We start from the raw sequence: 22,208 nt of genomic DNA on the forward strand, positions 1-22,208 counted from the left end.
ATGTTAATTGATAGTCTTGCTATAACCCGAATACTCAGTGTATTCGGGTTATTTATTATCACAGCAATTGCTGAAATTCTGGGTTGTTATTTTCCTTATCTGATTTTAAAAGAAGGTAAGTCAGCTTGGTTGTGGATACCTACAGCCTTAAGTCTAGCTATCTTTGTATGGCTACTGACCTTACATCCAGCAGCTTCTGGGCGCATTTATGCTGCATATGGTGGTATCTATATTTTTACTGCGCTTATGTGGCTACGCTTTGTTGATCAGGTCGGGTTAACCAGATGGGATCTATTAGGTGGTCTAATTGTACTTTGTGGAGCGAGCTTAATTATTTTGCAGCCTCAAGGGTTGATTCGCTAATAGGTAATTGAATCAAATCTTAAGCGAGAAAATAAGAAGTTTTTTCAAAAAAAAGACTTGTCAAACTCATCAACAATGCGTATTTTAGATTCAAGGAACATTTTTTAATATTTGAGATAAAGATGTTAAATCTATCTGTGAACACTAACGCTTACTATTACTTTTGGCAATTTAGATAGTTGCCTGAGCGTATTCGGGCATGAGAAAGTTGCCCATCACAGTTAATACCTGATCGGCAACCCCGATCAGGTTTTTTTATGCTTTATCTTTTTTGAATCGAGGAACTTAAAATGAACAACATGACTTATTCGTACTTTAGCAACTTTTATTGGTTTTACTTTTGCTTACCTTTACCAACGAATAGATCCAAAACGCTCAAATAAATGATCGGACTGAGTAGATTGCAGTCCCAAGGAAAAAACCAATGAATGCCCTAAATACTTTACTGACTCAAACGAATACAAAAGAAACACCAGTTAGTTTACCTATCCAGTTAAAAGCGAAATATCCGCTTGCACACACTTTCGCATGTCAAATTGCCGAACACCGCCAAATTATTCAAAATATTCTTAACGGCAACGATCAACGTCTAATGGTAATTACAGGGCCTTGTTCAATTCATGATCCCGTTGCAGTACTTGAATACGCTGAAAAACTGCAAAAATTACAAGAAAAAGTTAAAGATCAGATTTTTATCGTGATGCGTACATACATTGAAAAACCACGTACCACTGTTGGTTGGAAGGGGTTCATGTATGATCCAAATTTAGATGGTTCATCAAATTTACAACTTGGTTTAGAAAAGTCTCGTGAACTGTACCTACAAATTATTGAAAAGGGTTTGCCAATTGCGAGTGAAATTTTAAGCCCAATGGCAACTGGCTATTTTGATGATTTATTGGCTTGGGGGGCAATTGGTGCTCGTACAAGCGAATCTCAGATTCACCGTGAGATCTCAAGTCATATGCCATATAGTATTGGGTTCAAGAATGGTACTGATGGTTCTATTCAGATTGCATTAGATGCGATTCAGTCCGCGCAAAATGAACATCAATTTTTAGGAATGAATCAACAAGGCTTGCCTTCAGTGATTCAGAGTGCTGGAAACCCATTACCGCACTTGATCTTGCGTGGTGCGAATCATGGGCCAAATTACGATTTAGCTTCAATTCAGGCGATACGCGAAAAGTACAAACAAAATCTACCGGCACTGGTGATTGATTGTAGTCATGGTAACAGTGGGAAAGATCCGTTGCGTCAGCCAGAAGTTTTACAGCAAATCGTTGCTGAACGTTTAAAAACACAAGTTCGAGGTGTCATGATTGAAAGTCATTTGGTTGATGGTAACCAAAAGATTTCTTGTGATATGACTTATGGTCAGTCAGTAACTGATGGTTGTTTAGGGTGGGAAAAAACAGAGCAGCTTTTGTTAAGTGTCTCGGAGCAATTAAAAGCAAAAGAATTAGCTCATTCCGCTTAATTATTTATGGGCTTTAAAAAGGGATCTATAAATAGATCCCTTTATTTTTTAAGAAGCATGTTTGAGTTCGGATAGGAATGTATTGATTTCATGTCCAAACTTTTTAGGCTCGGTTAATAAAGGTGTATGGCCTGAACGTTCAAAGTATATAGCTTTTGCATGCTCAACACTATGTGCAATCAGCGTTTGCCCAGTTTCTGGATAAAGTGTCGAATTACGACCAATAAAGAAAGTGGTAGGACATGCTAACTGCTGAATTGCTTCTCGATAATCTTCATTGTGATAAAGATAATTTTCGACATACCAAAACAAGTAATCCAAACGTTGAATAGGTAATAAATATTTTTGTAGAAAAGGCTGTTTTAAAGCTGTTTTAAAAACTAGCGGACTAAATGGATTGCTACTTTGTAATTCAATAAAATCTACCCATAGACGGACTAGATCTTGTCGATCTGGAAATGATAGCTCATAAAGATATTTGGCGTTTTTATGCTTTAGCAATAATTGATAAATATCATTTAATAGTTGTTTGAACTGGGTGTGAAGAGGGCCGAATAAACCATATTCCCAAGTTGAATCTACTGATATTTTTGGTGTCTGATCAATATGTAAATAGGCTTTTAACTGCTGTGCCAGTTGAGCGTGTTTCATGCCATGCATGGCGGTTGTCGCGCCCATTGAATAACCCATCAAGATAAAGTTATTAAGTTTTAATTGATCTATTAAATGAGCAACATCTTGCCAATGGCTAGAAATGGCATCTTGCTCGGGAATTGCACAATTTTTTGACCCACCGAAACCACGCCAGTCTGGAATAATAAACTCATATTCTTTGCGGTTTGCATAAATAAACGGGAGCCACTGCCAACTTTGCATGCCAAGGCCAGATAAAACCAAAACAGGCTCACCACGACCAACACGGCGTACAAATAAATTTTCCCGATCGGGCATGGTGTAATACGGCATGGCTATTCTCCAGATGAGTTATCTTGGGCAAAGCGTTTTAATTGAGGGATGACTTGTTCCAACCATTTGATCCATTCACTTTCCATCGTAATTCCAAGTTCTAAGATCATTTTGTGGATGTATAACACACGGTCATTTAGATCATCACTGTCTTTAAAATCTTTATCATAAATACTTTGATAAAGTTTGAGCTTCTCTTGATGTAAACCAAGATGCCTTAACAGTTCAGGTAATATCTGATTATTGCTCAATTGTGCTTCTGCACGCAATCTAACCATTAAATCATCACGAAGCTGCGCAGGTTCACTTTGTTGCGTCATCCATGAAGCCAGTTCTATACGACCTAGTTGTTCGACCTGATATGTTTTTTTTCGGCCATTATCCATTTCATTTTCTAAAGTAGAAACCCAGCCCTTTTTAAGCATGTTGTTGAGTTCACGATAAATTTGCTGGTGAGTGGCATTCCAGAAAAAGCCCATTGAGCGGTCAAAGCGACGGGCAAGTTCAAACCCTGTACTTGGACGTTCAAGCAAGCTGGTCAATAAAACATGAGGAAGTGACATGGCAATCCAGTTTGTAAGCAAAAGTAAAGTGTGACTCATGAGATTATGCAACATGTTGCATAAAAGTCAAAATTTGATTATAAATTTATGCAACAAGTTGCATTAGCAAGCTTATTGCTAGCCATAGGAGAAAATATGTCAGCTTATCCACATTTATTAAAGCCCCTTGATTTAGGCTTTACTACTTTAAAAAATCGTGTGCTTATGGGGTCTATGCACATTGGGTTGGAAGAAGCACCGCAAGGCTATGAACGCATGGCTGCGTTTTATGCTGAGCGTGCAAAAGGTGATGTGGGACTGATTGTAACTGGTGGTGTTTCTCCAAATGATGATGGTGTTGTGTTTAGCCACGGGACCAAACTAGATACAGTTGAAGAGGCTGAAAAACATAAAGTAATTACCCAAGCTGTGCATGAAGCTGGGGGCAAAATTGCTATGCAGATTTTGCATACGGGGCGTTATTCTTATCAGGCAAATAACGTTGCACCTTCAGCAATTCAAGCACCGATTAACCCGATTAAGCCTAAAGCTTTAAGTTCTGCCGAAGTGCAACAAACGATTGATGACTTTGCCAACTGTGCCAAACTTGCTCAATATGCGGGCTATGATGGCGTGGAAATCATGGGTTCTGAAGGTTATTTAATTAATGAGTTTATTGCAGCTCGTACGAATCACCGTGATGATGAATGGGGCGGTAGTTATGAAAATCGTATTCGCTTTCCTATCGAAATTGTAAAGCGTACACGTGAATTAGTGGGTGAAAACTTTATCATCATTTATCGTTTATCTATGCTTGATTTAGTTGAAGGTGGCTCAAGTTTTGATGAAGTAGTTCAGCTGGCAAAAGAAATTGAAAAAGCTGGTGCAACAATTATCAATACTGGTATTGGTTGGCATGAGGCGCGTATTCCGACTATTGCAACTAAAGTCCCTCGTGCTGCATTTACTTGGGTGACTGAAAAGCTCAAAGGTGAAGTTTCTATTCCTTTAATTACTTCTAACCGAATCAATACGCCTGAAATGGCTGAGCATGTATTGGCATCGGGTCATGCTGATATGGTGTCTATGGCACGACCAATGTTAGCTGATGCTGAATTTGTCTTGAAGGCAAGTGAAGGTCGTAGTGATGAAATTAATACGTGTATTGGATGCAACCAAGCTTGTTTAGATCATATTTTCTCAATGAAAGTTGCAACTTGTTTAGTCAACCCTCGTGCGTGTTATGAAACTGAGCTGATTTTTAAAGAAGCCCAGGTGAAAAAGAATATCGCTGTGATTGGCGCAGGTCCAGCAGGCTTAAGTTTTGCGGTATATGCAGCTGATCGCGGGCATCAAATTAAAGTGTATGAGGCAAGTCATCAAATTGGTGGTCAGTTTAATATCGCAAAAACAGTTCCTGGAAAAGAAGAATTCTACGAAACTTTACGCTACTTTAGCCGTCAAATTGAATTGCGACCAAATATTGAACTTGTACTAAATCATCAAGCGACTTATGAAGAATTAAGCCAAGCAAATTTTGATGAAATTGTGGTTGCAACAGGCGTAACACCTCGTCAATTACAGTTTGAGGGAATTGATCATCCTAAAGTGCTGAGCTATTTACAAGTTCTAAAAGAGCGTGTGCCAGTAGGACAACGTGTTGCCATTATTGGTGCAGGTGGTATTGGTTTCGACACAGCTGAATATCTTACTCATGAAGGTGAAAGTGGCAGTTTAAATCCAGAAAAGTTCTATGAAGAATGGGGAATCGATACTCAATATGAGCATGTTGGTGGTTTAAAACAACCAAAAGTTGAGGCATCTGAACGAGAAATTTATTTACTGCAACGTAAAACTGCTGCTGTAGGCGCTGGTTTAGGTAAAACAACAGGCTGGATTCATCGTACAGGGCTTAAAAACCGTCAGGTCAAAATGTTTGCAGGAGTGCAATATGACAAAGTAGATGACCAAGGTTTACATATAGCTATAGATGGAAAACCAAGTGTACTTGAGGTCGATCATGTCGTGATTTGTGCGGGTCAAGAGTCATTAACTGCAATGTATGATCAATTAAAAACAGATGGAAAAAATGTTCATTTAATTGGCGGGGCCAAAGAGGCGGGTGAACTAGATGCAAAACGTGCAATACGCCAAGGTGCTGAATTAGCAGCGATACTATAAATTTTTATGGGCATTTCTTTTAAACAGAAATGTCCGTTACTTCTTTGGTTAAATTATAGGATATAAAAACAATGACACTCGAAATAACAAAACAGTCTTTAGAAAAATGGCATGAAATGGTTCAGGCTGGTAACTTGTCTGATCTAAATGACTTGCTGGCGGATGAAGTGGTTTTTCGCTCACCAGTTGCCTACAAACCTTATGAAGGAAAGCAGATTGTTTTCTTCATTCTTACCAATGTGATTCAGGTGTTCGAAGACTTTACTTATCATCGTGAGTTCTACACAGAAGACGGTGAAAATGTAGTGCTTGAGTTCAGTGCTAATGTCAGTGGTAAGTCATTAAAAGGTATTGATATGATCCATTTTAATGACCAAGGCAAAATTATTGATTTTGAAGTAATGATTCGTCCAATGAGTGGTTTAGCGGCATTGGCTGAACAAATGGGTATAAGAATTGCTAAGTTTCAACCTCAATAATTTTAGTAAATAGCCTAAGTAAGATAGAGATCAATAAAATGTGGTTAAAGCTTTCAACTCTAGCATTGCTTCCTGTACTGTTTGTACAAGGAACAAAGGTTCGTAAGAACACACCACGCTTGCTAGAAGCCAGTGGTGAGAGACAAGGCATCGTTGGCAAGGGAAGACCTCTATCATTACTTATTTTAGGAGACTCTGCCGCAGCAGGTGTTGGGGTAGAAACCCAAAAAGAGGCTTTATCTGGTGCAATTATTTCTGAGTTGCAAGATCAATATTCGATACGCTGGAAACTGCATGCAAAAACAGGTGATACAACTAAGCAGGTTTTTCAAGCAGTACAGCATTTAGAGCAACAAAATTACGATGTGGTGGTTACGTCGATTGGTGTTAATGATGTCACGAAACTAACCTCAGCAAGTTCATGGATAAAACAACAAAAACAATTATTTCAATATATACAGGCACGTTTTCAGCCTAAGCTCATTATTGTTTCTGGTGTTCCGCCAATGCAGCATTTCCCAGCGTTACCAAATCCATTGGCTTGGTTGTTTGGAAAATATGCGGAACAAATGAATCAGGTACTAGATAAATGGTTAGAATCACAAAACCAATTTAAGTTCATTCAATATGATATTGAGCATTTTCAAGCGATGAATCTGCCTATGGCAAGTGATGGTTTTCATCCGAGCAAGGAAATTTATGCAATTTGGGGACAACAGGTTGCAGCCTTAGTGCGGCAATCATTTAACTCATAATCAGAGGTAGTGATTGAAAATGGGCATATCTACTTTAAATAAAATTAAAGCTTTCGGTTCAGAATTGTTCGATTCGGTATTAGGTGCTGAACAGCCAAAAATCTATTATGACCCCAATGGGAAAATAAAAGATATTTTAGAGAAATTGCCCCAGCTCAAGCAAAAATATCGGCCCACACCGTGGTTAAGCAACAATCACGTTCATCTTTTATATTTTGATATTATTAGAAAAAAAACCATTAAGCTTGAATATGATCGTATTGATCAGCTCACCATGAAAGATGGTGGCGTAACTGCGATCGCGTGGTATGGCTATGATCTTCCTCCAGATACTCCAACAGTTGTCATTATGCATACCATTACAGGGACACCTGAAAGTATGCGTGAACTTGTGAAAGATATACATCACTATACAGGATGGAGAATAGCTCTATGCTTACGCCGTGGGCATGCTGGCTTACCTATGCCTGTACCACAGATTTCTCTTTTTGGGTCAACAAGCGATCTTAAAGAGCAACTTGTACACATTCAAAACTTGTTTCCAAAATCAGATTTATATGCCATAGGTTCCTCTGCGGGAACCGGCTTGTTGGTTCGTTATTTGGGTGAGCAAGGCGCTGATACACCCTTTAAAGCTGCTTTTGCAATGTGTCCAGGTTACAACACGGAGATTGGCTTTAAAAATGTTCATCCGTTTTATAGCAAAATGATGACCAAAAAGTTATTTAAATATTTTATTCATCCTTATCAAAATACATGGAACCAACTTTCTTCTATAGAAAAAGTTCTAGCGACCACAAGTCTGGAAGAATTTGAAAAAGAATATTTTGAAATGGCTGGCTTTGAGGACTATCAAAGTTATTGCCAAGCCATTAATCCAATTTATGTATTTGAGAATGTCAAAATTCCATTAATGATTCTTAATGCTGAGGATGATCCTGTCTGTTCTATTAAAAATTTGGAACCATACAAAGAAACGATTCAGCAAATGAGTAATATTGCGGTAATCACCACAAAAAAGGGAAGTCATTGTGGCTTTTACGAAGGTTGGAAAAGTACCTCATGGGCTGCCAAATTAATTTCAAATTATTTTATGGTCGAACATAAACAATAAATATATCGATCGTTTTTATAAGTTCAATAAAGCCCATTCAATAGATGGGCTTTATGACTTTATTTGGTCAAGATAAAAGTAAATTGGGATCTTTTAGTCCAATTTTGATTTTTGTGCTGGCAACGAGGTCTTTTTCATCTGTTTGGTTGGGATGAAAATCAAAGCGATAATAATCAAAAAATTTAGGGATTAATGTTCTATATTGTTTATTAGCAAAACTAAAGAACTTACCCCAAGATTTGAAATTGAGGAGTTGGCGATCACGCTTCATTAAAATAAATTGATAAATTGTTGAAAAGCCCGTAATTAAAAATAGACTTAAAGTAAAGACTGTAATGCGCGGAAGGTAAGCACTTAAGCCGTTTCCATATAAATGTTGATAGAGATCAAAGGCAACAGCTTTATGTTCTGTTTCTTCAATACTGTGCCATAGCCACAAATTACGAATAGTTGAGTCTGTCATTAACTCATTAACAGATTCCATCATGCTAACCACAAGTACTGCTGTGTAGTGTTCTAGACCTACTGTTACAAGCAAATTCCATTTTTTACTAAAAACTTTTTCAATCGTTTTTAAAACGATGCCAGTTACTTTTTCTAAAGACTGAGGATCTAATCCATATTGCTGTGCACTTACATGAAAAGCATGATGTTCTTTAGAGTGCATAGCTTCTTGGCCAATAAAAGCACTGATTTCCCGATCTAGAAGTTCATTTGACTTTGCTTGTGCGCGTAAAGCTCTAACTGAGCGAACGAAATATGATTCACCTTCAGGAAACAACGTAGACAAGCCCGTAAAATAATGTGTGAAAGTTGGTTCGTTATTACACCAGTAACGAGGTGTATTTTCAAAATTATAGTCCATACGACGGACTGGAAATGAGGCAGGCACACGGTTTGATACAGTATTCATTTTAAGCTCCAATCTTCTTTTAATTAGAGTTCCAAAAAGGAACTTGATAAAAAACTACATCGCTCTATATATATCGTCAATGCTTTTTTAGGCAGAAAAAGTAGATTGTCCCTAATTGATATCTAAGGAAACTTTAAAGATAAATAGAAAGAAAACTAAAACTTATTATTGAATTGATAATTTGAATAATAATTAAAAAGCCCAAACCGATGGATCAATTTGGGCATATTCGAATACGAACTTAGTTTTTAAGCGCTGGGGTAGCAGCAGCAATTGCAGCGGCAACAGCATCATCTTCAGTTTGAGATGGTTCAGCAGGCTTAGCTGGTTTTGACTGAACCTTTTCAGGTTTTGGCTCTGTTTTTGGCTCAGGCTTAGGTTCAGGTTTTGGTTTCGGCTCTACTTTAGGTTGCTCAGAAACTGTTGTTTGTGAACCTTGATCAGGTTGGGCAGGGCGAGTTTCACGGCGAATTTCAGTTGTCGTATTCGCTGTTTCTTCGCGGTGAACTTCAACTTGCGGTGGTTCCTGAGTTTGAGCTTCTTCAGTTTGCACACTTTCTAAAGACTCAAATTTTGCAGGTTCAGCAGGTTTAGGTTCTGAAACAGCAGTTTCAACCTTTTCTTGCTCTTCTTCTTTAGGTGTTTCTTTTTTGACACATGCGGTTAACAATAGTCCAGCAGCAATTGCAGCACAGATTAAAAGTTTTTTATTTGCCATTGTCCTAAACAACATTTAATTGAGGAGCTGGCATTATAACAGCAAAAGAGAATGAAAAAATCATGTGAGATTGACCTAATTTTTTATTAAAAATGCTGATAGAATAGCCAGTTGTTTAATGATCTTTGAATTGATGCGGTTTGACTTTGCTTTATAGGGGCAGAGTACAGTAAAATTGCCAAACATTGTAGGCCGATTTCGGCTTGATTGTACGAGAAACTTAATGACCCATTTTATTTTTGTCACTGGTGGTGTAGTTTCATCGCTAGGTAAAGGTATTTCTGCTGCTTCAGTTGCTGCACTTTTGGAAGCCCGTGGCTTAAAAGTCACAATGGTTAAAATGGATCCCTACATTAATGTCGATCCAGGGACAATGAGCCCTTTCCAACATGGTGAAGTTTTTGTCACAGAGGATGGTGCCGAAACTGATCTAGACTTGGGTTATTACGAACGTTTCTTACGTCGTGCGAAAATGACCAAACTTAATAACTTTACCAGTGGTCGTGTATATCAGGACGTTTTAAATAAAGAACGTCGTGGTGACTATCTTGGTGGCACAGTTCAAGTTATTCCACATATTACTGACAACATTAAAGAACGCGTACTTCGCGCAGGTGAAGGCTACGATGTTGCTATCGTAGAAATTGGCGGTACGGTAGGTGATATCGAATCATTACCGTTTATGGAGTCAGTTCGTCAGTTAATGGTTGAGCTTGGTCATAAAAGAACCATGCTTATGCATTTAACTTTGTTGCCATATATCAAATCTGCAGCAGAGCTTAAGACAAAACCAACTCAACACTCTGTAAAAGAGTTGCTTTCGATTGGTATTCAACCAGATATTCTTATCTGTCGTACTGAATATGATGTGGATGTTGATACTAAACGCAAAATTGCATTGTTCACTAACGTAGAAGCGCGTGCTGTAGTGGTATGTAAAGATGCGAAAACGATTTATCAAATTCCGCGTACATTCTATGAACAAAACGTTGATGACTTGATCTGTGAGCGTTTTGGGTTTAATGATCTTCCAGAAGCAAATTTAGAAGATTGGGATAATGTAGTCGAAGCATTGCTTAATCCTGAATACACTTTACGTGTAGCTATGGTTGGTAAATATGTTGAATTACCAGATGCTTATAAGTCTGTAAATGAAGCGTTATTACATGCAGGTATTAAAAATCGCGTAAAAGTACAAATTGATTATGTCAACGCTGAAGAACTTGAAAGCCAAGACGTATCTATTTTAAGTACAGCTGACGCAATTTTAGTTCCAGGCGGTTTTGGTGAACGTGGTACTGAAGGCAAAATGAAAGCTATTCAATACGCACGTGAAAGCAAAATCCCATTCTTGGGTATTTGTTTAGGCATGCAATTGGCTGTTATTGAATACGCTCGCCATGTTGCAGGTATGCCAGAAGCTTCTTCAACAGAATTTAACCGCTCTACAAAATATCCACTCATTGGTTTAATTACTGAATGGTTAGATGAGCGCGGTGAATTACAACAACGTAGCCTTGAGTCTGACTTAGGTGGAACAATGCGTTTAGGTGCACAAAAATCTGAATTGGTTGAAGGCACAAAAACACGCGAAGTCTATGGTAAAGCTGAAATCACTGAGCGTCATCGTCACCGTTATGAAATGAATAACCGTTTCATTGAGGCGATTGAACAAGCTGGTATGAAGATTTCAGGTTACTCTTCAGCACAACATTTAGTTGAAACTGTAGAAATTCCTGAACATCCTTGGTTTATTGCTGTACAATTCCACCCGGAATTTACAAGTTCACCACGTGATGGACATCCATTATTTGCTAGTTTTATTGACGCTGCAAAAACACAGCATCAAAAAAGTAAATAATGCGATTTTAAATAAACTGGGAAAGTTTAAATGTCACAATTAAAACCACAAGAAGTTGTACGTTTAGGCGATATACAAATGGCAAATCATTTGCCATTTGTATTATTTGGCGGAATGAACGTACTTGAATCAAAAGATTTAGCTTTCGAAATTGCAGAAACGTATGTTGATATTTGCAAACGCTTAGATATTCCTTATGTATTTAAAGCGAGTTTCGATAAAGCAAATCGTTCTAGTCTGCATTCATTTCGTGGTCCTGGACTTGAAAAAGGTATCGAATGGTTAGGTGATATTAAAAAACATTTTAATGTTCCTATCATTACTGATGTGCATGAGCCATATCAAGCTGCACCTGTTGCAGAAGTAGCCGATATTATTCAGTTACCCGCATTCTTAAGTCGTCAAACTGATCTTGTTGAAGCGATGGCGAAAACACAGGCTATTATTAATATTAAGAAAGCCCAGTTTTTAGCACCTCATGAAATGCGTCATATCCTGCATAAATGTTTAGAAGCAGGAAACGACAAACTTATTCTTTGTGAACGTGGTTCGGCATTTGGATATAACAATCTTGTTGTAGATATGCTTGGCTTTGACACCATGAAAGAAATGAATGTGCCAGTTTTCTTTGACGTGACACATGCGTTACAAACCCCTGGTGGTCGTTCTGACTCAGCAGGCGGTCGTCGTGCTCAAATTACAACTTTAGCACGCGCTGGAATGGCAACTGGTTTGGCTGGATTGTTCTTGGAAGGACACCCAGACCCAGAACATGCAAAATGCGATGGACCTTGTGCATTACGTATGTCGCAACTTGAACCATTCTTGGCACAAATAAAAGAATTGGATACTTTAGTTAAAGGATTCAAAAAGTTAGACACCCATTGAGTTGTTTTATAACCCTTACGCTGCTTTAACCGCAGCTCATATTCATTCAAAGAGGAATTGTTCATGAGCCAAATCGTTGACATTCGTGCACGTGAAATTTTGGACTCTCGTGGTAACCCAACCATCGAAGCAGACGTAATTTTAGAATCTGGGGTTGTTGGTCGTGCATGTGCACCATCTGGTGCTTCAACTGGTTCTCGTGAAGCTTTAGAACTTCGTGACGGTGATAAATCACGTTACTTAGGTAAAGGCGTTCGTACAGCAGTTAACAATGTAAATACGTTAATTCGTGATGCTTTGTTGGGTAAATCAGTTTTTGAGCAAAAAGACATTGATAACACAATGATTGCGCTTGATGGTACTGAAAACAAAGAAAAATTAGGTGCTAACGCAACTTTAGCTGTTTCATTGGCTGCTGCGCGTGCTGCTGCAGAAGAAAAGAAACTTCCTCTTTTCCAATACATCGCAGATCTTCGCGGTCAAACAATTTTGACAATGCCTGTACCGATGATGAACATCTTAAATGGTGGTGAGCATGCGGACAACACTGTTGATATTCAAGAGTTCATGATCGAGCCTGTAGGTTTTACTTCATTTGCTGAAGCTTTACGTGCGGGTGCTGAAGTATTTCATTCTTTAAAATCAGTTTTAAAGAAACAAGGTTTGAATACTGCTGTAGGTGATGAAGGTGGTTTTGCTCCTAACTTACGTTCTAACGAAGAAGCAATTCAAATCATTTTACAAGCAATTGAGTTGACTGGTTATAAAGCTGGTTCAGACATGATGCTTGCATTAGACTGCGCATCTTCAGAATTCTACAAAAACGGTCAATACGTTTTAGAAGGTGAAGGTAATCGTGCATTTACAAGCCATCAGTTTGCAGACTACTTAGCTGGTCTTGTAAATCAATATCCAATTATCTCGATCGAAGATGGTTTGGATGAATCTGATTGGGAAGGCTGGAGTTATTTGACTTCAATCCTTGGCGATAAAATCCAATTGGTTGGTGATGACTTGTTCGTAACTAATCCTAAGATTTTACAACGTGGTATTGATGAGAAAGTTGGTAACTCAATCTTAATCAAATACAACCAGATCGGTACTTTGACTGAAACTTTAGATGCGATCTATCTTGCTAAAGCAAATGGTTATTCGACTGTTATTTCTCACCGTTCTGGTGAAACAGAAGATTCTACTATTGCTGACTTAGCAGTAGGTACAGCAGCTGGTCAAATCAAGACTGGATCACTTTGCCGTTCTGACCGTGTTTCTAAGTACAACCAATTACTTCGTATTGAAGAATTGACCAAAGCTGCTTACCGCGGTAAAGCTGAGTTTAAAGGTTTAAACTAATCTTTAAATAAAAAGTTAAAATTAATTTTTTAACATTTTAAGGTGCTTTTTTCTGTTTTAAATAGGGAATAGCACCTTTTTTATTATCCTAATCGGCGTGTTTTCAAAGATTCAGCCCAACTATGATGTTTGCAGCGTGTACATTCTTGATCAATTTTATTTAAAATTTTAGTTTCACCACATTTCATACATGAATAAAAAGTATTAAGTTTAAGTACATCGGCTTTGCAGTAGGCATCAGGGAATAATGGTAGGCCCCATCTGACATCTTCATCCTCATAATAAAGTAAGCTCAAAATGCCATCGGATTCCAATAAAGCTGTTCTCACTTGTCCAAGATGTTCAACATTTTGCTGACGCATTTCCGAGAAAAACTCATCATGTGAATATGTTTGTTTCTGGAAATCTTTATAGACTAAAAGTCCTTCTTTAACTACACATAAAGCTTTCCCTTCCAGTAAATCCTCAATTTTTTTATTCTTCACCATGGCCCAGGTTACAAGTCGGTAAAGAGAAAGAATGGCCGTAAAAGCCACTAAAGCATGGGCAATAGGTAAGTCCTTAGTGAACATCGGGTCACCAGCGGCTGAACCTAAACATAAAATAATGGCTAGTTCAAAAAGTGAAAGCTGCCGAATTCCTCTTTTACCCGATAACCTTAAAAAACTGATAATAATAATAAACATCACAAAACATCGAACTAAAATTTCTAAAACAAAGTTCCAAGTCGTATCGCCGATGAAAATATTAAAAAAATCCATTTTTTTCTCCTTATTAAAATAGTTAGAAGAAATCCTTATAAAATTTTTACCAAAGTAAAAAATAAAAAAATATACTTTTTAAGTAGTTATTAGTTAAAAATTAGAAATATATGTGATTTTGTATGAATCTTGCATTTAAAAAAGATTTATGAAGGAGGCTGTAAAGTTGTGCGAGATTATATTTACAAGAGAGTGGGGGAGCATTAGAAAATATATTCCAAGGCGAACTTTCTTATTGTTAAATAAATTAAGCTTAATAACGGTGCAGGCTATAAATATGGTGGATCATAAGAATAAGAAGACAAATTAATGACAATCAGAGGTATAAGGGATTGCGTCTAAACGTTTTTGAAAAATAGAAGAGTTCATAACGTTTTCATACATTTGTTGATATGTTTTTTGTGATCTTCTATGTTGTGATAATCGATAATTTCTTTGAGTTTATCTTTATATTCTATATGTCCAGCGTGGAACATTGCTGCATAAAGTCCCCATAAAGCATATTGATATCTCAAAGCAGCTTTGGGGATTAAATTTATCTCATTTAAGTAACTATTAGCGGTTTTTTCATAACATGCTTTTATTTCATGAGCATCTTTTTTCATTTTACTCAAGAAAATACATTGCATCTCCTGTAGCTTTGAACTTTCTGTTTTAGCTAGTATTTTTTCTGTAACGATATAAGCCTCATTTAGACAACCTAAATGTACAAGTATTTTACTTTTAGTTTTTAAAATATTTAAGTTGTCATCACTAGCTGGCATCTTTTTTAATAAATTTTTTAATTTTAAATAGGTAGTGGCTTGGTCTTGTTCAGTGTTTAGTCTGTAAATAATATCATTATATTCATATATATAAGTATTGATTGGTTTATATTGCTTTGGGATTTCCTCTACATTAATTATTTTTGATGGACTATCCTCTGGGGGGTTGTTACAAGCGCTCAAGCCCATGCTTAATAAAGAAAATACTAATACTTTATACACTACAACTTATACCTTTATTCTCTGTTATGAGATTTGAGAAGAATAATAAAATATAAAAGAAAATACTGTTTAGTTTGTTATTTTTGAGTTAGGCGTAAGACTTTTATTAACATAGTATTCATTAATTTATAGAGTAATAACTTTAAAAGTTCGGGTGGTTAAGCAAGATTGGTGGGGAATAAGGGATATAAATAATTAGAACTATTGATAATTTGTTCTAAACAAATAGGAATAATTATTAATATATTATTGATAACAATTATCATTCGTGTTAGTTTTTGTACCGAACTTTTGCTGTTATGTAACACAGAAAAAGCAGCAAAAGACTAGGGAATCTCGCACAGCACACTAGTTATTATGGAATTTTCTTATGTACACTTCGCCCTTTGAAAAAGTATTTAGAGCTCATCCTTTAGCATTCGCTATGGCTTTAACTGTTCCTTCATTTGTTTATGCAGATGAGAAAAATGGTACAGCCACTTTAGAAACGATAAAAGTACAAGCAGAACAAGAAAATTCCGCTATTACCGAAGGTTCAGGCAGTTATACAGCTAAAAGCGCAAATACTTCTACAAAATTAAATTTATCACTTCGTGAAACTCCTCAATCAGTCAAAGTTTTAACTCGTGAATATTTAGATGATCGAAAAATCGATTCTTTTCAAGATTTAATGAATAATATTACGGGTGTTTCAACTTCACGTACCGATGAGCGCCAAAGAGTTTATGCACGTGGTTTTGAAGTAGATTATTACTTAATTGATGGAATACCTAGTACTACAAACTTAGGCACTGGAGATTTAGATTTAGATATTTATGATCGTGTCGAAGTCGTTAAGGGTGCCAGTGGCTTAACTACAGGTGCGGGAAATCCCGCAATGGCCCTCAATATGATTCGTAAGCATGCTAATGCTAAAGAACTTACTGGCAATGTCAGTACATCATTAGGTTCGTGGAACTCTTGGAGTAGTTCGGCAGATATTTCTACACCGCTTAATGCTGATGGATCATTGCGTGGCCGTATGTTTGTGAAGCATTCTGATGAAAATTCATTTATGGATTTCTATGAGAAAGAACGGAATGTATTTTATGGTGCGGTTGATTATGATTTGAGTGATAAAACCAGTATGTCGCTTGGTGCAACTTATCAAGAGTTACATCGTGACGGTATTCGTTGGGGCGGTACACCTGCTTTTTATACTGATGGAACTCGTACCAATTTTTCTAGAAGCTTAACAGTAAGTGCACCTTGGACTTATTGGGATGTAAATACAATGGCAGTATTTGCGAACTTAAAGCAGAATTTATTTAATGACGTTAATTTAAATATTGCTTATACCTTCCGTAAAGAAGATACAGCTTCTATGTTGTTGTATACAGCTGGAAAAGTAGACAGGGCAACCAATACCAGTCCATTAAAAAATGAAGAGGGCAAGGATAATGTCTCAGTATATGGCGCAAAAGCTGCAAATGAAGAAAATAATATTGATGTTTTTATCAATGCTCCATTTACGCTTTTTAATCGTCCACAAGAAATCATTATTGGTGGATCTTGGAATAAGAATGAGAAAACAAAGGATATTTTCGGTGGGTCTAACACCAACCAAGATATTGAAAAGTATTTAGGTGGACCACTTAACTATAATGATATGGCTCAAGAGTTGCTTCAGCCTGTTGTTTTAAACGGTAAAAATGCGCTAAATGAAACTACACAAACTGCCGCATATATTGCTGGTAAATTTCAAATTTTTGATCCTTTAAAAGTTATTGCTGGTGCACGTTTATCTAACTGGAAATATAAGTCTGAAAATGATAAAGGTAACCGTGAATTTAACAATGAATTAGCACCATATGTTGGCGCTATTTATGATTTTGCCCAAGATCATTCTGTGTATGCGAGTTACACAGAAATTTTTAAACCTCAAGAACGTAAAGATATAAATGATCAATATATTGACCCGATTACAGGTAAGAGTTATGAGGCCGGTTTAAAAAGCGAATGGTTTGGAGGGCGTTTAAATACAGCGTTGTCCGTATTTCGTATAGAACAATCTAATTTTGCTGAATTGATACCTGATACGTTCATTATTCGCAATGGTACACAAACTACAGAGCAGGCCTATCGCGCTGTAGATGGGGTTGAAAGTAAAGGTTTTGAGTTTGAAGCTGATGGCGAGATTAATGACAATTGGGGTATTAGCTTTGGTATTGCTAATTTTGAAGCAAAAGATGCACAGGGCACAAAGGTTAATACGACAAACTCTCGAACAACCTCGAATCTATTTGTTAAGTACAAACTTGATCAATGGAGTGCAGGGCTTGGTTTAAATTATAAGAGTAAATACTATACGGATAGTGGAAGCTCTCGTATTGAGCAAGATGCGTATGTTTTAGCAAGTGCGATGCTTGGCTATCAAGTGGATAAAAATATCAAACTTCAATTTAATATCGATAATATTTTTGATGAGAAATATTATGAAGGTATTGGTGCTAACTCAATGAATTGGGGCACACCACGAAATGCAACAGTAAGTGTTCGTTATAACTTCTAATTACGAGTTCATTTAAATCTCTATTGATAAGTCCTCTTCGGAGGACTTTTTTCTATTTATTCAACATAATTTCGTGATACGCAGAATAGCTTTTATATACATAGAGTGATTTATAAGCAGTTGTACTTATAAATATGATTTCCCTTTCAAATTCCATTCATTTTTGACAAAATGAAACATGTCACAATGGTCAATTTAAAGTAACATGCGCATTAATAGTTTTGCACTGATTTTGCAGGAATTTTGCATGCTCTTTTTAAATTGTTATACAATACAAAAGCTTAATCAAAGTTTTTAATTAAAACTCTTAATGATATGTTAGAAGTATTTCGATCCACTTCAAGCAAACTGATATTGCTACTGGTTATTGTTTTAGTGGCCATACTACAATATCAATTTTGGTTAGGTGAGGGTGGTTATCTCCCTCATCAAGCTCTCATGCAACAAATTCAGCAACAAGCTGAAGTTAATGAAGAGCTTAAAGAAAGAAACCGTATTTTGGCAGCAGAGGTTTTTGACCTGAAAAATGGTACAGAAGCAATTGAAGAACATGCACGCCTTGATCTTGGTTTGGTTAAACCACATGAGACATTTGTTCAAATGAGTACAATTAGTACCCATTACAAGCCTATTTATATTGACCCGAACGCTAAAGTTGATTTGGAAACGAATGAGACACCTGCATCCCCAGATATCCCAGACTAAATTATGGGCAGTTATTCCAGCTGCAGGGTCAGGAAGTCGATTTTCTAAAACCGAATTGAAACAGTATCAATATATTCAGAATACAACTGTTTTAGAGCATACTGTTCGGCGTATAAGTCAACTTCCATTAGATGGTTATATTTTAGCAATCGGTTCCCAAGATACCTTTGCCCAGACTCTTGCATTTCATGATATGGATAAGGCGCATTTTTGTACGGGTGGGGCGGAACGAGTCCATTCGGTATTAAACGCTTTAAATCATCTTTTAACTTTTGCCGATGAAAATGATTGGGTCCTTGTGCATGATGCTGCACGACCTTGTGTAACAATTGACTGTTTAAATACTCTTGTTCAAACAGCAGTTGAGTCAAATCATAGTGCTATTTTAGCAATTCCTGTTCGTGATACTTTAAAGCAGGTTAAGTCAGGCAATCAAATTGATAAAACAGTCAGCCGAGATTTATTATGGCAAGCTCAAACTCCTCAAATTACTAAAATCGGTAAACTAAAAAAAGCAATTGAATATGCTTTAGAAAATGACGTCACTATTACCGATGAGGCAAGTGCACTCGAGTATATGGGTGAAACTGTACAGGTCGTAATGGGGCGTTCGGATAATATAAAAATTACCTATCCCGATGATTTAGAACTTGCACGTTTGATTCTTCAATCTCAGTCTTAATTCTATTATTTTTAACTTGCTGGGATGATTTGCTTATCTAAGCAAGCTTTCTACATATCTATTTATAACCACCCATATTCTTTTACATTGATAAGTTTTAGGATTTATCAAGATCGGACAACTATACTAGATAATGTTCGATCATCGAACAAAAAATATTTATACCGAACAAAACCATGGTTTGATAACTAGATCAAATTACAAAAATTATCAAGAATGTTTAAAAGGAAATCTAAGGGAAACACTCGGGATTGAGTGAAATATCTATCTGTTCATTCTGCCTCCGTGTGCCTAAATCTCTTATCTATTCCTTCCTGAATGAGCACAATGGAGTTGTCTAATGATTGACAAAAGTAAGTCCTCTCTTAGCGAGGTACTATCGCAGATTAAAGATGGCGCGACCATTCTGATTGGTGGTTTTGGTACCGCAGGACAACCCGCTGAACTCATTGACGGACTGATTGAACTGGGTATTAAAGACCTGACTATTGTGAGTAATAACGCCGGTAATGGCGATTATGGTCTGGCTAAACTACTTAAGGCTGGTTCGGTTAAAAAAGTAATCTGTTCTTTCCCACGTCAGTCAGACTCTTATGTGTTTGATGAGCTGTACCGTGCCGGAAAAGTAGAACTTGAAGTTGTTCCGCAAGGTAATTTGGCTTGTCGTATTCAGGCAGCGGGTATGGGCCTAGGCGCTGTATTTACCCCAACAGGCTTTGGAACACTTTTAGCTGAAGGCAAAGAAACCCGTGAAATTGATGGTAAAGATTACGTACTCGAGTATCCGATTAAAGCTGACTTCGCTCTGATTAAAGCTTACAAGGGCGACCGCTGGGGCAATCTGGTTTACCGTAAATCTGCACGTAACTTTGGCCCGATTATGGCCATGGCTGCTGATGTCACGATTGTTCAGGTGTCTGAGGTGGTTGAGCTAGGTGGATTAGATCCAGAGCACATCATCACCCCAGGTATCTTTGTACAGCACGTTGTACAAGTAGCGCCAGCACAGTAAGCAATAAGGAGAAATAACATGAGCTACCAGAAACTCAGCCGTGACCAGATTGCAAAACGTGTGGCACAAGATATTCCAGATGGCGCCTATGTGAATTTGGGTATTGGCTTACCAACCAAGATCGCAAGCTACTTACCTAACGATAAAGATATTTTCCTTCATTCTGAAAATGGCCTGTTGGCATTTGGCCCACCACCAGCGGCAGGTGAAGAAGACCCTGAACTGATTAATGCAGGTAAAGAGTTTGTGACCATGCTTGAAGGCGGCAGCTTTTTCCATCATGGCGACTCATTTGCGATGATGCGTGGTGGTCACCTTGATATTGCTGTGCTTGGCGCATTTCAGGTTGCAGCAAATGGTGACTTGGCCAACTGGCACACGGGAGCACCGGATGCGATTCCTGCGGTAGGTGGTGCGATGGATTTGGCTGTGGGTGCCAAGAAAGTATTTATCACCACAGACCATGTGACCAAGCAAGGTGAACCGAAGATTGTAGCTGAGCTGAGCTATCCAGTTACGGGTAAACACTGCGTTGACCGTATTTACACCGACCTGTGTGTGATTGATGTGACCAAAGATGGTTTAAAGGTGATTGAGAAAGTTGAAGGTCTTAGCTTTGATGAGTTACAGGCTTTAACCGGTGCAACTTTGATTGATGCCACTCAAGGGTAAGGAAGTAAGGAAATGACATTAAAAAACGCTTATATCATCGATGCCATCCGTACTCCATTCGGCCGTTATGCCGGTGGCCTTGCTCCTGTTCGTGCCGATGACCTTGGCGCTATACCGATCAAAGCCTTAATCCAACGTAACCCGAATGTAGATTGGGAACAGGTCGATGATGTGATCTATGGCTGTGCCAACCAAGCGGGTGAAGATAACCGTAACGTTGGCCGTATGTCAGCACTGCTTGCAGGTTTACCGTATCAAGTACCAGCAACCACCATTAACCGTTTGTGCGGTTCTTCACTCGATGCCATTGCCATTGCTGCCCGTGCCATTAAAGCAGGTGAAGCAAACTTGGTGATTGCCGGTGGTGTGGAAAGCATGAGCCGTGCACCTTATGTGATGGGTAAGTCAGACAGTGCTTTTGGCCGTAGCCAGAAGATTGAAGACACCACCATGGGATGGCGTTTCATTAACCCTAAACTTAAAGAATTGTATGGTGTAGACACCATGCCCCAGACTGCCGAAAACGTGGCTGAACAATTTAACGTGAATCGTGCAGATCAGGATCAGTTTGCCTTGGTGAGCCAACAACGCACCGCAAGCGCGCAAGCCAAAGGCTTTTTTTCTAAAGAAATCGTGACAGTTGAAATCCCTCAGCGTAAGGGTGATGCTGTTGTGATTGATAGCGATGAACATCCTCGTGCATCGACCACGCTTGAAGGTTTAAGCAAACTTAAGCCTGTTGTAAAAGCAGATGGTTCTGTGACTGCGGGTAATGCTTCAGGTATTAATGATGGTGCAGCAGCTCTACTGATTGCATCTGACGAAGCGGTTCAGGCCTACAACTTAAAACCACGTGCCAAGATCATTGCTTCAACAGCAGTGGGTGTAGAACCACGGATTATGGGTTTTGCTCCGGCACCAGCGATTAAGAAATTACTTAAACAAGCCAACCTTACTTTAGATCAGATGGATGTGATTGAGTTAAATGAAGCATTTGCTGCTCAGGCTTTAGCCGTGACCCGTGATTTAGGTTTGCCAGATGATTCTGACAAAGTAAATCCAAACGGTGGTGCAATTGCATTAGGTCATCCTTTAGGTGCATCAGGTGCACGCCTTGTGACCACAGCTTTAAACCAACTTGAGCAGACAGGTGGTCGTTACGCTTTGTGTTCAATGTGTATTGGTGTAGGCCAAGGCATCGCATTGATTATTGAGAGAGTCTAATC

Annotated in this window: 20 protein-coding genes and 1 pseudogene; 15 read left to right on the forward strand and 6 right to left on the reverse strand. The window is 38.0% G+C overall.

Annotated elements, in window-relative coordinates; all coding sequences use genetic code 11:
- Positions 1–363: a YnfA family protein gene (locus SOI76_RS07815; protein ID WP_016140792.1), complete on the forward strand. Its 363-nt coding sequence runs from the start codon at positions 1–3 to the stop codon at positions 361–363.
- 424 nt (positions 364–787) lie between these two features.
- A complete protein-coding gene (locus tag SOI76_RS07820; protein ID WP_104078797.1) occupies positions 788–1,843 on the forward strand; it encodes a 3-deoxy-7-phosphoheptulonate synthase in 1,056 nt (351 codons plus the stop codon).
- Positions 1,844–1,891: 48 nt separating this feature from the next.
- On the opposite strand, the gene SOI76_RS07825 is transcribed toward SOI76_RS07820, so the two are convergent.
- A complete protein-coding gene (locus SOI76_RS07825; RefSeq protein WP_104078796.1) occupies positions 1,892–2,809 on the reverse strand; it encodes an alpha/beta fold hydrolase in 918 nt (305 codons plus the stop codon).
- A gap of 2 nt (positions 2,810–2,811) precedes the next feature.
- Positions 2,812–3,372, reverse strand: a complete 561-nt coding sequence (locus SOI76_RS07830) for a PadR family transcriptional regulator (RefSeq protein ID WP_032053900.1) — start codon at positions 3,370–3,372, stop codon at positions 2,812–2,814.
- Positions 3,373–3,507: 135 nt separating this feature from the next.
- On the opposite strand from SOI76_RS07830, the gene fadH reads away from it, so the two are divergent.
- From fadH to SOI76_RS07850, 4 genes are all read left to right on the forward strand, one after another.
- Positions 3,508–5,532, forward strand: a complete 2,025-nt coding sequence (gene fadH, locus SOI76_RS07835; RefSeq protein ID WP_205668349.1) for an NADPH-dependent 2,4-dienoyl-CoA reductase — start codon at positions 3,508–3,510, stop codon at positions 5,530–5,532.
- Positions 5,533–5,603: 71 nt separating this feature from the next.
- On the forward strand, positions 5,604–6,011 hold the full coding sequence (locus tag SOI76_RS07840) for a nuclear transport factor 2 family protein (protein WP_104078794.1): 408 nt from the start codon (positions 5,604–5,606) through the stop codon (positions 6,009–6,011).
- Between the two features lie 38 nt (positions 6,012–6,049).
- Positions 6,050–6,766, forward strand: coding sequence for an SGNH/GDSL hydrolase family protein (locus tag SOI76_RS07845; RefSeq protein ID WP_068531030.1), 717 nt, complete (start codon positions 6,050–6,052; stop codon positions 6,764–6,766).
- A 19-nt stretch (positions 6,767–6,785) separates the two neighbouring features.
- Complete coding sequence (locus SOI76_RS07850; protein ID WP_104078793.1) at positions 6,786–7,880, forward strand: YheT family hydrolase; 1,095 nt, start codon at positions 6,786–6,788, stop codon at positions 7,878–7,880.
- A gap of 67 nt (positions 7,881–7,947) precedes the next feature.
- Here SOI76_RS07850 and SOI76_RS07855 read toward each other — a convergent pair whose 3' ends face one another.
- Positions 7,948–8,793 carry a metal-dependent hydrolase gene (locus SOI76_RS07855; protein ID WP_032053894.1) on the reverse strand — a complete coding sequence of 282 codons (846 nt, stop codon included), beginning with the start codon at positions 8,791–8,793 and terminating at the stop codon, positions 7,948–7,950.
- A gap of 241 nt (positions 8,794–9,034) precedes the next feature.
- On the reverse strand, positions 9,035–9,511 hold the full coding sequence (locus tag SOI76_RS07860) for an internalin (protein WP_032053892.1): 477 nt from the start codon (positions 9,509–9,511) through the stop codon (positions 9,035–9,037).
- A 223-nt stretch (positions 9,512–9,734) separates the two neighbouring features.
- On the opposite strand from SOI76_RS07860, the gene pyrG reads away from it, so the two are divergent.
- The 3 genes from pyrG to eno all read left to right on the forward strand — a co-directional run bounded on the left by pyrG (position 9,735) and on the right by eno (position 13,613).
- Complete coding sequence (gene pyrG / locus SOI76_RS07865; RefSeq protein ID WP_104078792.1) at positions 9,735–11,372, forward strand: CTP synthase; 1,638 nt, start codon at positions 9,735–9,737, stop codon at positions 11,370–11,372.
- Between the two features lie 30 nt (positions 11,373–11,402).
- Positions 11,403–12,260 (forward strand): 3-deoxy-8-phosphooctulonate synthase, encoded by an 858-nt coding sequence (gene kdsA / locus SOI76_RS07870; RefSeq protein WP_002121042.1) that lies wholly within the window; start codon positions 11,403–11,405, stop codon positions 12,258–12,260.
- 63 nt (positions 12,261–12,323) lie between these two features.
- A complete protein-coding gene (gene eno / locus SOI76_RS07875) occupies positions 12,324–13,613 on the forward strand; it encodes a phosphopyruvate hydratase (protein ID WP_002121066.1) in 1,290 nt (429 codons plus the stop codon).
- A gap of 83 nt (positions 13,614–13,696) precedes the next feature.
- On the opposite strand, the gene SOI76_RS07880 is transcribed toward eno, so the two are convergent.
- Positions 13,697–14,374 (reverse strand): DUF421 domain-containing protein, encoded by a 678-nt coding sequence (locus SOI76_RS07880; protein WP_032053889.1) that lies wholly within the window; start codon positions 14,372–14,374, stop codon positions 13,697–13,699.
- Between the two features lie 306 nt (positions 14,375–14,680).
- Positions 14,681–15,360, reverse strand: a pseudogene (locus tag SOI76_RS07885) (hypothetical protein).
- A 370-nt stretch (positions 15,361–15,730) separates the two neighbouring features.
- On the opposite strand from SOI76_RS07885, the gene chuA reads away from it, so the two are divergent.
- From chuA to pcaF, 6 genes are all read left to right on the forward strand, one after another.
- Entirely contained in the window at positions 15,731–17,911 is a 2,181-nt protein-coding gene (gene chuA, locus SOI76_RS07890; protein ID WP_350308354.1) for a TonB-dependent siderophore receptor, read from the forward strand.
- Between the two features lie 315 nt (positions 17,912–18,226).
- Positions 18,227–18,616 carry a cell division protein FtsB gene (gene ftsB, locus SOI76_RS07895; RefSeq protein ID WP_005069056.1) on the forward strand — a complete coding sequence of 130 codons (390 nt, stop codon included), beginning with the start codon at positions 18,227–18,229 and terminating at the stop codon, positions 18,614–18,616.
- Complete coding sequence (ispD, locus tag SOI76_RS07900) at positions 18,582–19,298, forward strand: 2-C-methyl-D-erythritol 4-phosphate cytidylyltransferase (RefSeq protein ID WP_104078791.1); 717 nt, start codon at positions 18,582–18,584, stop codon at positions 19,296–19,298. Before ftsB ends, ispD begins: the two co-directional genes overlap by 35 nt.
- A gap of 340 nt (positions 19,299–19,638) precedes the next feature.
- Positions 19,639–20,310, forward strand: coding sequence for a 3-oxoacid CoA-transferase subunit A (locus tag SOI76_RS07905; RefSeq protein WP_104078790.1), 672 nt, complete (start codon positions 19,639–19,641; stop codon positions 20,308–20,310).
- Positions 20,311–20,328: 18 nt separating this feature from the next.
- Positions 20,329–20,982: a 3-oxoacid CoA-transferase subunit B gene (gene pcaJ, locus SOI76_RS07910; protein WP_004792017.1), complete on the forward strand. Its 654-nt coding sequence runs from the start codon at positions 20,329–20,331 to the stop codon at positions 20,980–20,982.
- Positions 20,983–20,994: 12 nt separating this feature from the next.
- Positions 20,995–22,206: a 3-oxoadipyl-CoA thiolase gene (gene pcaF / locus SOI76_RS07915; RefSeq protein WP_104078789.1), complete on the forward strand. Its 1,212-nt coding sequence runs from the start codon at positions 20,995–20,997 to the stop codon at positions 22,204–22,206.
- Positions 22,207–22,208 lie beyond the last annotated feature (2 nt).

Origin of the sequence: Acinetobacter pittii (genome assembly GCF_034064985.1) — a bacterium.
Taxonomy (GTDB): Bacteria; Pseudomonadota; Gammaproteobacteria; order Pseudomonadales; family Moraxellaceae; genus Acinetobacter; species Acinetobacter pittii_H.